Below are 12,607 nucleotides of genomic sequence, written 5' to 3'. Positions count from 1 at the left end.
AACCCGGCCAACCGGCCTAGACGGCACGTCAGAGCACCACCCCGAAATACCACGAACGAGAGCGCACCATGATCCCCCGTTATACCCGCCCGGAAATGGCCGCCATCTGGACGCCCGAATCCCGCTTCCAGATCTGGCTCGACATTGAAACGCTGGCCGCAGAAGCCATGGAAGAGATGGGCCAGATCCCGAAGGGCACGACCGCCGCTGTCCGCGCCCGCGCCAAGTTCGAGCCCGAGCGCATCGACGAGATCGAGCGTGAAGTGAAGCATGACGTGATCGCCTTCCTCACCAACGTTGCCGAACATGTTGGCGATGAGGCGCGCTTCCTGCACATGGGCATGACTTCGTCCGACGTGCTCGACACCTGCCTCAACGTTCAGCTTGTGCGCGCCGCAGACCTGCTGCTTACGGGCATCGACCGGGTGCTGACCGCCCTCGAAAAGCGTGCCCGCGAGCACAAGTTCACCCCCACCATCGGCCGCAGCCATGGCATCCATGCCGAGCCGACCACCTTCGGCATCAAGCTCGCCACCTTCCATGCCGAGTTCCAGCGGGCGCGCCAGCGCCTGGTGATCGCGAAGGAAGAAGTGGCCACCTGCGCCATCTCCGGCGCCGTTGGCACCTTTGCGAATATCGACCCGAAGGTTGAGGAGCATGTCGCGGCCAAGCTTGGCCTGACGATTGAGCCAGTCTCCACACAGGTCATTCCGCGCGACCGCCACGCAATGTATTTCGCCGTCCTCGGCGTCATCGCCTCATCAGTCGAGCGCCTTGCCACCGAAGTGCGCCACCTGCAGCGCACGGAAGTGCTGGAAGCGGAAGAGTATTTCTCCGCCGGCCAGAAGGGCTCCTCCGCCATGCCGCACAAGCGCAATCCGGTGCTGACGGAAAACCTCACCGGCCTTGCCCGGCTCGTGCGCTCGGCGGTGACGCCGGCGCTCGAAAACGTCGCCCTCTGGCATGAGCGGGACATCTCCCACTCCTCCGTCGAGCGAGGCATCGGTCCGGACGCGACCATCCACCTCGATTTCGCGCTCCACCGCCTTGCCGGTGTTGTGGAAAACCTGGTCGTCTATCCGGAAAACATGCTGGCCACGATCAATTCGATGGGCGGCCTGCACAACTCCCAGCGCATCCTGCTGGCGCTTGTGGAGAAAGGCGTCAGCCGGGAGGACGCCTACCGTCTGGTGCAGCGCAACGCCATGCGCACCTGGAAAAAGGAAGGCCCGCTCAATGAGCTGCTGAAGGGCGACGCCGACGTTACAGCCCGCCTCTCCGGCGCGGAGATCGATGCCCTGTTCGACCTTGAATATCATTTCAAGCATGTCGACACGATTTTCGCCCGGGTTTTCGGCAAAGCCTGACGCAGGCACAACAGATCGGCTCAAATCAGGGCGGGCCTCCGGGCCTGCCCTTTCTTTGCAGGTTCTGCGGTTGACCCACGGCGCTGGCGGGTGAACATCCCGCAATCCTTGGACTCACATTGCGGGGCTTGATCGCATGAAGAAACTACTCCTGAGCGTGGCGCTGGGCGCCCTTCTGACGGCCTGCGCCCCTGATGCGCCGCAGACGGAGGGCGCCCCGCCCGCAAAGGCGGCTGAAGCTCCCGCGCGCTCTGCAAGTGACGAGATCCATTTCCGCGCGCTGGTGCTGGATACCCACCTCGACACCCCCGCCTATTTCCACACCCCCGATTACAACTTCTCCCAGCGCGGCGACTTTGATGTGGATGGCACGCATGTCGACCTGCCGCGGATGAACGAAGGCGGCCTGGATGGCGGCTTCTGGGTCATCTTCACGCCGCAGGGCCCGCTGGACGAGGCCTCCTATCTGGCCGCGCGCAACATGGCCATTCTGCGCCAGATGTCGATCCGCGAACTCGCGGCGAAATACCATGAGGATGTTGAGCTTGCCTTCTCCACCGCCGATGCGGAACGGATTGCGGCTGCGGGCAAGAAGATCGTCTTCCAGAGCATGGAAAACGCTTATCCGCTGGGCACGGACATCTCGATGCTCGACACCTTCTACATCGGCGGTCTGCGCATGATCGCGCCCGTGCATTTCCGCAACAGCCAGTTTGCCGACAGCGCGACGGATGTGAGCCCCGCTTATGGCGGCCTCAGCCCGCTTGGCGAAGCGCTGGTGCGGCGCGCCAACGAGCTGGGCCTGATCCTGGATGGCTCGCACGCTTCGGATGACACGGTGCGCGACATGCTGGAGCTGTCGACCACGCCAATCATCCTGTCCCACTCGGGCCCCAAGGCCGTCTATGATCATCCGCGCAACGTGCCGGACGACCTTCTGATCGCCATCGCGGAAGATGGCGGGGTCATCCAGATCAATGCCTACGGCTCTTATCTGGAGGCTCTGCTTGCAAGCCCCGAACGCCTCGCCGCGCTCGCCGAGCTTGAAGCGCAATATGGCCGTGACACCTCTACGATGGACGACGCGACCCGCGACGCTTACCGGGCCGCCTTCCAGGAGTTGAACAAGGCGTTTCCGCCGCCGCGCTCCACCTTCGAGAAGTTCATGGAGCACCTGCTCTATACGCTGGAGCTGGTTGGCCCCGATCATGTCGGCGTGGGCGCAGACTGGGATGGCGGCGGCGGTGTCGACGGAATGAAAGATATCGTGGACCTGCCGAAGGTGACAGCCCGCCTCGTGGAAGCTGGCTATTCCGAGGAAGACATTGTGAAAATCTGGGGCGGAAACGTTCTGCGCCTGATGTCGGAAGTGGAAGCGGCCCGCACCTCTGACCTGGCATCGCCGCAAGTCCTGAACTGAACGCGAGGGAAGATGCCCTCACCTCGCGGCAGGCAGCGGGTTTCTCTGTTGATGATGCCGGTGGCGTGAAACAAGCTCGCCGCCAGCATCAGAAACTGGAGGAACCCCGATGGCGCGCAACCTGTTCGACCTGACCGGCAAAGTGGCACTCGTAACCGGCGGCAGCCGCGGCCTTGGCTATCAGATGGTCAAGGCTTTCGCAGAGAACGGCGCCGACGTGATCATTGCCAGCCGCAAGCTGGATGCCTGCGAAGCCGCGGCCGAGGAAGTGCGCAAGATGGGCCGGAAGGCCTTTGCCTTTGCCGCTCATTGCGGCCGCTGGGATGATATCGATGCCCTCATCGAAGCATCCTATGCCCATTTCGGGCGCGTTGACGTGCTTGTGAACAATGCCGGCTCCGGCCCCCGTATGGCGAGCCATGAGGTGACGGAAAACCTGTTCGATTCCGTGCTGAACCTGAACTTCAAAGGCCCCTTCCGCCTGGCCAGCCAGGTAGCCAAGCGGATGGCCGATGGCGAGGGCGGCTCAATCATCAATATCTCGTCTTCGGGCAGCCTCGTGCCCCTGCCGCATGTGGTGCCGTATGGCTCTGCCAAGGCGGCGATCAATGCGATGAGCCTGTCGCTGGCGCATGAATATGCCCCGAAAGTACGGGTGAACACGATCTGTCCCGGCCCATTCCTGACCGACATTGCAAAGGCCTGGCCGGAGGAAATGCGCCAGTCTGCGGACAATGCGCTGGGCCGTCCTGGCTACCCCGAGGAGATCGTGACCGCCGCTCTCTATCTGGCCAGTCCGGCATCCAGCTTCACCACCGGATCGTTGCTGCGCGTGGATGGCAGCGCGGCCTGAACCTGGCTGAATAACAGCGACAGAAGGCGACAAAAGCCCGCCACTGGCGGGCTTTTTCCTGTCAAACGCGGACAATTGCCGGACAAATCCGGACAGGAATTGGACAGGGTGGGACAGTGACGCCCCTTGCGTGGAACTTTGCGCCCCGATATTGCAACATTATTACATTACTCAACCGTGAGCCTCCCAGATGAAATGCACGCTCCTGCTGACCGCGATCTCCGGTCACCTCCTCGCCGGCCTCGCCATCGCCCAGGAAACCGACTCGCCGCGCATCGAGGCGCCCATCATCGTCACCGCGCCTGGCCCCGCGCGCTCCAGCGACGAGCTGATCGGCAACGCCACCGCGCTCGACCGGGCTGACATCGTCGGCCGCCTCTCCGGCACGCTGGGTGACACGCTGTCGGGCGAGCCGGGCGTCTCCTCCACCTTCTTCGGCCAGGGCGCCAGCCGGCCTGTGCTGCGCGGCCTAGGCGCTGAACGCGTGCAGGTGCTGACCAATGGCATCGGCGTGATCGACGTCTCCGCCGCCAGCCCGGACCACCAGGTGGCCGCAGACGGCATCGATGCCGACAAGATCGAGATCCTGCGCGGCCCGGCCGCCCTTGCCTATGGCGGACAGGCGATTGGCGGCGTGGTGAACGTGATTGATGGCCTGATCGTGGACACCCTGCCCGAGCGCACGGTGAGCGGGGAAGCCTATGGCGCGTGGAACGGCGTCAACCGGGGCACCGAAGCAGGCGGCCGCGCCGCCTTCGTGGCCGGTCCGCTGGTTTTCACCCTCTCCGCCTCCCAGCGCGACTTTGGCGACTACAAGATCCCCGGCCTCGCCGAGTCCCGCCAGCTTCGCCACCGCGAGGAATTGGAGCATGAGGAGCACGATCACGACGACGAGGACGAAGATCACGATCACCATCACGAGGAAGAGGCCGCAGTTTCTGGCCGCCTTCCCAATTCCTTCCTCGATACCGAAACCTTTGGCGGCGGCGTCAGCTGGGTGGGTGAACGGGCCTTTGCAGGCTTTGCCGTGCGCCAGCAGACTTCGAAATACGGCCTGCCGGGGCATTCCCATGCGCATGAAGAACACCATGACGACGATGACCATGATGAGGACGATCACGACCATGATCACGATCATGACGACGAAGCCTCGCCCTATGTGGACCTGAAACAGACCCGCTATGACTTCCGCGCCGGGATCAACCTTGACGGCCCGATCCTCAAAGCCATCACCGGTACTCTGTCTTACTCCGACTACGAACATAGCGAGATCGAGGGCGATGAAGCCAGCTCCGTCTTCAAGACCGATGGCATCGAAGGCCGGATCGAACTTGACCATGCCCTTGCCGGATTTGAAGGCGCTGTGGGCGTTCAGTTCCTCGACAAATCCCTCGACGCGACCGGCGGCGAAGCCTTCCTGACACCGACCGATACGACCTCCTGGGCCCTGTTCCTCTATGAGACCCGCGACTGGGATAACGGCTTCGGCATCGAAGGCGGCCTGCGCGTCGAGCAACTGGAACATGACAATGCCGACGCGGGCAAGGTCGAGTTCGACCTCTACAGCGCCTCTGCCGGCGTTCACCAGCATTTCGGTGACGGATGGTTTGCCGGCGCGCAGATCGCCTATACCGAGCGCGGCCCGAACGAGAGCGAACTCTTCGCCTTCGGCCCCCACCTTGCCACGGAGCAGTTTGAAGTGGGCGACGCCTCCCTCAGCAAGGAAAAGGGCCTGAACCTGGAAGGCACCCTGCGCTGGCGGGGCGACCGGGCAAGCTTCGGCATGAACGTCTTCCACACAAGCTTCTCCGACTTCATCTATCTCGCCCCGGGCGCCATCGAGGAAGACGGCGAACTGGTGACCGAGGAAGACGGCCTGCCGGTTTTCGCCTTCGTTCAGGATGACGCAACCCTTTATGGCGGCGAAATCTATGGCGAATACTACATCAACCAGGGCCCGCTGGGCGCCAACTGGAAGTTCCGTTCCGGGATTGATTATGTTCGCGGCGAACTCGACAGCGGCGGCAACCTGCCCTTCGTTCCGCCCCTGCGCGTAACCGCCGGCGCGGATGCCGACTGGCAGCGCGTGATGGTAGGCGCGAGCGTGGAATGGGCGGACAATCAGCGCCGCGTCGGCGAAGGCCAACTGGGCACCAGCGACTATACGCTGATCAACCTCAAGACCGCCCTGAAACTCTCCGAATACGGAATTGGCCGCGAGGGCACACAGCTGTTCGTGGAAGTGCGCAATGTGACAGACGAAGAGGCGCGCCTCGCCACCTCCGTTCTGCGCGACACCGTGCCCCTGCCCGGCCGCAACGTCCGCGCGGGTCTGCGGTATACGTTCTGATCTCTCACCTGCCCTCAAACAAAAGCCGCCGCAGCAGAACGCTTCGGCGGCTTTTCATTGAACTTAGTTGAGGCTCATGGTGAGCGAAGTCGAACCACGAGCCGGGAAACACTTACGTGCACCACATTTCCGGCTCGCCCTTCGACTTCGCTCAGGGTGAGCCTGTGTCAGCGCTAGATTAAACGTGGATCACGCGGCCTTCCGCATCCAGCACCGCCTCATGCATCGTTTCTGATAGCGTGGGGTGCGGGAAGACGGTGTGGATGAGGTCTGCCTCGGTGAGCTCGCCTTGCCGGGCGATGACATAGCCCTGGATCAGCTCGGTAACTTCCGCGCCGATCATATGCGCGCCGAGAAGCTCGCCGGTCTTCTTGTCGAAGATGGTTTTCACCATCCCATTCTCCGCCCCCAGAGCAATCGCCTTGCCATTGCCGATAAAGGGGAAGCGGCCGACCTTGATGTCATAACCCTTGGTTTTTGCAGCTGCTTCCGTCAGGCCCACGCTGGCGACCTGCGGATGGGAATAGGTGCAGCCGGCAATGTTTGACGCGTCAAACGGCTCGGCATGGTTTTTTCCATGGATGCCTTCGACGCAAACGATGCCTTCATGGCTGGCCTTGTGGGCCAGCCAGGGCGGGCCGGTGAGATCGCCGATGGCATAGAGGCCGGGCACGCCCGTGCGGCCGAAGCCATCGACCACGACATGGGTTTTCTCGATTTTCACGCCGAGCGCTTCAAGGCCGAGATTCTCCACATTGCCGACAATGCCGACGGCGAGGATGGCGCGGTCGAATTCCTTCGTTTCCTTCTTGCCATCTTTTGTGGTGATTTCGGCGGTGAGCGTATCTTTTCCGGGCTTCAGGTTTTCCACCTTTGCGCCAGTGAGAATGTTCATGCCCTGCTTCTTGAAATCCTTCTCGGCGAGGCCGGAGATTTCGGCGTCCTCAACGGGAAGAATGCGCTCCATCACCTCGGCAACGGTCACTTCACTGCCCAGCTCGTTATAGAAGCTCGCAAACTCGATGCCGATGGCGCCCGAGCCGATGACCAGCAGGCGCTTAGGCATCACATCCGGCGTCATGGCTTCACGATACGTCCAGACGAGCTTGCCATCTGCCTTGAGGCCCGCCTGCGGAATATCTCGGGCGCGGGCGCCGGTCGCCAGCATGACATTCTTGGCCGTATACGGCGTATCCTTGCCATCCTTGCCCTTGACGATGACCTTGGGCGCGGGCGCCCCTTTTTCCAGACGGGCCGTGCCTTCGATGACGTCGATCTTGTTCTTCTTCATCAGGAACTTGACGCCGCCCGAAAGCTGCGCGGCCACACCGCGCGAGCGTTTCACCACCGCTTCCAGATCAAAAGACGGGTTCTCGATCTTCAGGCCGAAGGATTTGGCATGCTTGGCCAGATGCAGCACCTCGGCCGAGCGCAGCAGCGCTTTGGTGGGGATGCAGCCCCAGTTGAGACAGATGCCGCCGAGGCTTTCGCGCTCGACAATCGCTGTCTTCATGCCGAGCTGGCTGGCGCGGATCGCCGCGACATAGCCGCCGGGACCGGAGCCGATGACGATGAGATCGTATTGGGTGGACATTTGCATTCTCCTTGGCCTGACGGCTCATGGTGAGCGAAGTCGAACCATGGGGCGTCCGCGCATCCTTCGACTTCGCTCAGGATGAGCTACCCGATTACTTCACCAGCTAAAGCAGCATCGCCTCGGGCGTCTCCACATAGCGCTTGAACGCCGCGAGCCATTTGGCGCCCTCTGCCCCGCCGATGACGCGGTGGTCACAGGTCAGCGTGACGCTCATGACCGTCCGCACAACGACATTGCCCTTCTCGTCCACCACGGCGCGTTTCTCGCCGGTGCCCACCGAGAGGATCATGCCTTCGGGCGGGTTGATGATCGAGGCGAAGGATTTGATGCCGAACATGCCGAGGTTCGAGATGGAGAAGGTGCCGCCCATATATTCCTGAGGCTTCAGCTTGCGTTCGCGCGCGCGGGTGGCGAGGTCTTTCATCTCTTCGGAGATTTCAGCCAGGCCCTTCTGCTCCGCCTTGAAGATCACCGGTGTGATCAGGCCGCCCTCGACCGCGACGGCAACCGAGATATTGGCGTGCTTGTGATAGGCGATGCCTTTGTCCGTGAACGACGCATTGCAGTCGGGCTCATCGATCAGGGCGAGCGCGGCGGCCTTGATCAACAGGTCGTTGACCGAGACTTTCACGCCTTCGCGCGCGGCGTTGTTGATCGCCGTGCGGGAGGTCAGCAGATTGTCGAGCGTGATGTCCACATTCAGCGGGAAATGCGGCACCTGCATGAAGCTCTGCGTCAGGCGCCTCGCGACCGTCTTGCGCATCCCGTCGAGCGGTTTCAGCTCATAGGTATCGGGCGCGTAAACGCGGTCGTCGAGGATCTGCGGCAGGATGAGGCCATCGGGCGAGGCAGGTGCAGCGGAACCTGCCGAAGCGGCCTGGGCGCCGGGCTTGGCGGCTTCCACATCGCGCTTGATTATGCGGCCATGCGGGCCGGAGCCCTTGAGAGCCTTGAGATCAATGCCTTTGTTGGCCGCGATCCGCTTGGCCAGCGGCGAGGCCTTGAGGCGCGCGCCGTCATCAGATTTTGCCGGGGCGGCCGCTTTGGCGGGCTCTGGCTTTGCCTCTTCTTTTTTGGGCTCGGGCTTCTTCTCTTCGGCTTTCTTTTCGTCTGCCTTCGGAGCGTCTTCCTTTTTCTCTTCCTTCTTCGGCGCGGCGTCCGCCGACGGCGCCTTCACGGAGGCGGTGTCTTCACCGTCTTCGGCCAGAATGGCAATGACGGCGTTGACCTTCACGCCTTCAGAGCCCTCCGGCACGACGATCTTGGCAACCGTGCCTTCATCGACGGCTTCGACTTCCATCGTCGCCTTGTCGGTCTCGATCTCGGCAATGATGTCGCCGGACTTGACGCTGTCGCCTTCCTTGACGAGCCATTTGGCCAGCGTCCCCTCTTCCATCGTGGGGCTCAGCGCGGGCATGGTGATGTTGATGGCCATGCTAGTTGTCCTCCACAATCTTTGGTGCTCCATAGCACGCGAAGCGCAAATTCCATTCCCGAGCGTTAAGAACATACATCTCTAGTGAACGGATAGATTCTGTAATATCTGGAGCATTCTGCGCAATGTTCTCTACAAGCTGCTCCTTGCAAAAGGAGGAATCTGAAGACTGCCGCACAAACTCTTCAACATCGGCACCAAGTGCCTCAATCAACTCGTCAGCAAAGCTGAAATATATCGGGTTACAGCTAACACTTCTGATCGCCTCCCCACCGCTCTCCTGAAAGTCCATTGTCAACTCGTCGCCGTCAAACAGCCAACGCTTTGCCAGCCATAGCTTGTCCGCTGGCAGCACCGAACGAGCGTCTTGCAGGTTATCTACCTTGGCAAAGAGGCTATCCCACATAACACACCTTCTTCGCCGCCTCGACGATATCATCCGCATTCGGAAGGCTTAAGGCCTCAAGATTTGCGGCGTAGGGCAACGGGACGTCTTTCTGGTGGACGCGGACCGGGGGCGCGTCGAGATAGTCGAACGCTTCGGCGACCACGGTGGCGGCGATCTCTGCGCCGACGCCCATGAAGCGCCAGCCTTCTTCGCAGCAGACGAGGCGGTTGGTTTTCTTCACGCTCTCGACGACCGTGTCGGTGTCGAGCGGGCGCAGGGTGCGCAGGTCGATCACTTCGGCGCTGATGCCCTCTTCGGCGAGGCGCTCGGCCGCCTGCAGGGCAAAGCCGACCATGCGGGAATGGGCCACGAGGGTCACATCCGTGCCTTCCCGCTTCACCGCCGCCTTGCCGATGGGGACGATGTAATCCTCCACATCCGGCACCGGGAAGGTTTGGCCATAGAGCAGTTCATGCTCGAGGAAGACAACCGGGTTGGGATCGCGGATCGCGGCCTTCAGCAGGCCCTTGGCATCGGCCGCGTCATAGGGCGCGATGACTTTCAGGCCGGGGATTTGTGCGTACCAGGCCGAATAATCCTGGCTGTGCTGGGCGCCGACGCGGCTGGCCGCGCCATTGGGGCCCCGGAACACGATGGGGCAGCCCATCTGGCCGCCGGACATGTAAAGCGTCTTGGCGGCGGAGTTGATGATCTGGTCAATCGCCTGCATGGCGAAGTTGAAGGTCATGAATTCGACGATCGGCCGCAGGCCCGCAAAGGCGGCGCCCACGCCAAGGCCGGCAAAGCCATGCTCCGTGATCGGCGTATCGACCACGCGGCGATCCCCGAATTCCTGCAGCAATTCGCGGGTGACCTTGTAGGCGCCCTGATACTGCGCCACTTCCTCGCCCATCACGAAGACGCGCTCATCCTTGCGCATCTCCTCGGCCATCGCATCGCGCAGCGCGTCGCGCACCGTGGTGTCAGTGAAGGTAGTGCCTTCGGGCAGCGAGCTGTCTTTAACGATTGCCGCGCGCGGCTGTTCCGGCGCCTTGGGCCTGGGGTCTTCCTCTTCGGGAACGGCCTTTTTCGCCTCTTTCACTTCACCTTCTTCGGATTTGGCCTCGGCCTTGTCTTCCTTCGGCTTGGAGGGCGCAGCCTTCGACACGTCTTCACCGTCGGCGGCGAGCACCGCGATGACGGCGTTGACCTTCACCCCTTCGGTGCCTTCGGGCACGACGATCTTTGCCAGAACGCCTTCGTCCACGGCTTCGACTTCCATCGTCGCCTTGTCGGTTTCGATTTCGGCGATCACGTCACCAGACTTGATCGCATCGCCCTCTTTCTTCAGCCATTTGGAGAGCGTGCCCTCTTCCATGGTGGGCGACAGCGCAGGCATTAGGATGTCTACGGACATTAATTAACTCCGGAAAACGGAAGAACTTGAAGGAAAATCATCACGAGGCCCGCCGCGCCAACGCCATAGGCCAGCGAGCGCAGGACAGGTACGCCAAACCAGTAGAGCGGCGCGAACACGAGACGAGCGAAAAAGAAGATGGCGCAGCCCAGCGCAGTCCATTCATTGGCGCGGCCAGCCGTCTCCACGATCAGGACAAGCGGCACGAACAGGCACATCGCTTCGATCATATTGGCGGTGGCGCGCTTTGCCCTGCCATAAGCAGGGCCCGCCGGCGCCAGCGCGTCTCGCGGACCCAGCAGGTCCTTGAGCGCGTACTGACGGTTTCCGGTTACGACTTCGCCGAGAATGTAGACGAGGAAGAGCGCGACCGTGGCCGAAAGCCAGGAAAGCTCAACGCTCATCACACCGCCTCTTCGATCAGAACATCCGTCCACAGCTCGCTGGGATCGGGCTCCGGGCTCTCCAGGGAGAAGTCGGCAGCCTCTTTCACGATGGCCTTGATCTCGTTGTCGATCTTCTTGAGATCGTCCTCTGTGGCGTGGCCCAACTCGAGGATCTGGCCTTTCAGGCCCTCGATCGGATCGTGGTGCGAGCGGATGTCGTCCACCTCTTCCCGCTTGCGATACTTTGCCGGGTCCGACATCGAGTGGCCACGATAGCGGTAGGTCTTCATCTCGAGGATGTAGGGGCCCTTGCCGCTGCGCGCATGCTTGACGGCCTTCTCGCCCGCCTCACGCACCGCGAGCACGTCCATGCCGTCGACCTCTTCGCCTTCGATCTCGAAGGAGATGCCGCGCTTGAACAGTTCGGTCTCGGAGGCATGGCGCTCAACGCTCGTGCCCATCGCGTACATGTTGTTCTCGATGACGTAGACCACCGGGAGCTTCCACAGCGAGGCCATGTTGAACGCTTCGTAGACCTGGCCCTGGTTTGCCGCGCCATCGCCGAAATAGGCGAGGCTGACATTATCATTGCCGCGATACTTGTTGGCGAAGGCGAGGCCCGTGCCGAGCGGCACCTGCGCGCCGACGATGCCATGGCCGCCATAGAAGTTCTTCTCTTTCGAGAACATGTGCATGGAGCCGCCCTTGCCGCGGGAATAGCCGCCGACCCGTCCGGTCAGCTCTGCCATCACCCCATTAGGGTCCATGCCGCAGGCCAGCATATGGCCGTGGTCGCGGTAACCGGTGATGACCTGGTCACCTTCCTTCAGGCAGGCCTGCATGCCGGTAACGACTGCTTCCTGCCCGATATAGAGGTGGCAGAAGCCTGCGATCTTACCCATGCCGTAAAGCTGACCGGCCTTTTCCTCGAAACGCCGGATCAGCAGCATCTCCCGGTAGAAGGCAAGCATTTCTGCCTTGGTCGCCTTTATGGGTGCCTTTTTTGCACTCTTTGGTTTTGTTGCCATAACGATGTGCCTCCCAGAGGCCTTTATGTCGCCGCAATATTGCAACGACAAGTCAGAGCATCGTTGTCAATTTGCAGAGCTGCGCTCGGGTGTGAGGAGAACGATCTCTCCAGGATATACAAATGCAAGCTTATCACGGGCCAGCGCTTCTACATAATCAGGGTCTACCGACCCTGGCGTCAGCCGCCGGATATCGACGCGCAGGCGATCAATATCCTGTTGAATATCAGCCAGTTCCGTCTTCCGGGTTTCCAGTTCGATCTGGGCATCGGTCCAACGGCCCAGCCCCTTCTCCCCCGCGAAGGCGTGGAAGGCAAAGTAGAGCACAAGCAGACTGAGCCCGAGGGCCTGAAGCCGTGAAACCAT

General features: G+C 61.7%; 11 protein-coding genes. 4 read left to right on the top strand and 7 right to left on the bottom strand.

All coding sequences use genetic code 11. From position 1 onward, the window contains the following. The first annotated feature begins 68 nt into the window (after positions 1–68). The 4 genes from purB to HPO_RS06350 all read left to right on the top strand — a co-directional run bounded on the left by purB (position 69) and on the right by HPO_RS06350 (position 5,990). Positions 69–1,367 carry an adenylosuccinate lyase gene (purB, locus tag HPO_RS06365; RefSeq protein WP_035595938.1) on the top strand — a complete coding sequence of 433 codons (1,299 nt, stop codon included), beginning with the start codon at positions 69–71 and terminating at the stop codon, positions 1,365–1,367. A 136-nt stretch (positions 1,368–1,503) separates the two neighbouring features. Continuing rightward, entirely contained in the window at positions 1,504–2,787 is a 1,284-nt protein-coding gene (locus tag HPO_RS06360; protein WP_035595936.1) for a dipeptidase, read from the top strand. A 109-nt stretch (positions 2,788–2,896) separates the two neighbouring features. Further along, entirely contained in the window at positions 2,897–3,640 is a 744-nt protein-coding gene (locus HPO_RS06355; protein WP_035595934.1) for an SDR family NAD(P)-dependent oxidoreductase, read from the top strand. Positions 3,641–3,830: 190 nt separating this feature from the next. After that, positions 3,831–5,990 (top strand): TonB-dependent receptor, encoded by a 2,160-nt coding sequence (locus tag HPO_RS06350; protein WP_035595932.1) that lies wholly within the window; start codon positions 3,831–3,833, stop codon positions 5,988–5,990. A gap of 178 nt (positions 5,991–6,168) precedes the next feature. Here the strand turns inward: HPO_RS06350 and lpdA are convergent, their stop codons facing one another. The 7 genes from lpdA to HPO_RS06315 all read right to left on the bottom strand — a co-directional run bounded on the left by lpdA (position 6,169) and on the right by HPO_RS06315 (position 12,607). Further along, the gene (gene lpdA, locus HPO_RS06345; RefSeq protein WP_035595930.1) at positions 6,169–7,584 is read right to left on the bottom strand and encodes a dihydrolipoyl dehydrogenase; all 1,416 of its coding nucleotides are present in this window, start codon (positions 7,582–7,584) and stop codon (positions 6,169–6,171) included. A 106-nt stretch (positions 7,585–7,690) separates the two neighbouring features. Beyond that, positions 7,691–9,022 carry a pyruvate dehydrogenase complex dihydrolipoamide acetyltransferase gene (locus HPO_RS06340; protein WP_035595928.1) on the bottom strand — a complete coding sequence of 444 codons (1,332 nt, stop codon included), beginning with the start codon at positions 9,020–9,022 and terminating at the stop codon, positions 7,691–7,693. Position 9,023: 1 nt separating this feature from the next. Beyond that, entirely contained in the window at positions 9,024–9,428 is a 405-nt protein-coding gene (locus HPO_RS06335) for a hypothetical protein (RefSeq protein ID WP_035595926.1), read from the bottom strand. Continuing rightward, positions 9,418–10,827, bottom strand: coding sequence for a pyruvate dehydrogenase complex E1 component subunit beta (locus tag HPO_RS06330; protein ID WP_035595923.1), 1,410 nt, complete (start codon positions 10,825–10,827; stop codon positions 9,418–9,420). Before HPO_RS06330 ends, HPO_RS06335 begins: the two co-directional genes overlap by 11 nt. Further along, positions 10,827–11,231 carry an MAPEG family protein gene (locus HPO_RS06325; protein ID WP_035595921.1) on the bottom strand — a complete coding sequence of 135 codons (405 nt, stop codon included), beginning with the start codon at positions 11,229–11,231 and terminating at the stop codon, positions 10,827–10,829. Before HPO_RS06325 ends, HPO_RS06330 begins: the two co-directional genes overlap by 1 nt. Beyond that, positions 11,231–12,241: a pyruvate dehydrogenase (acetyl-transferring) E1 component subunit alpha gene (pdhA, locus tag HPO_RS06320; RefSeq protein WP_035595919.1), complete on the bottom strand. Its 1,011-nt coding sequence runs from the start codon at positions 12,239–12,241 to the stop codon at positions 11,231–11,233. The genes HPO_RS06325 and pdhA overlap by 1 nt, the downstream gene beginning before the upstream one ends. Before the next feature lie 66 nt (positions 12,242–12,307). Then, positions 12,308–12,607, bottom strand: a complete 300-nt coding sequence (locus HPO_RS06315; RefSeq protein ID WP_035595917.1) for an FtsB family cell division protein — start codon at positions 12,605–12,607, stop codon at positions 12,308–12,310.

Origin of the sequence: Hyphomonas polymorpha PS728, from assembly GCF_000685315.1 — a bacterium.
Lineage (GTDB): Bacteria > Pseudomonadota > Alphaproteobacteria > Caulobacterales > Hyphomonadaceae > Hyphomonas > Hyphomonas polymorpha.
Note: the sequence above shows the minus strand (reverse complement) of the source record. Positions and strands in the feature narration are given on the sequence as shown.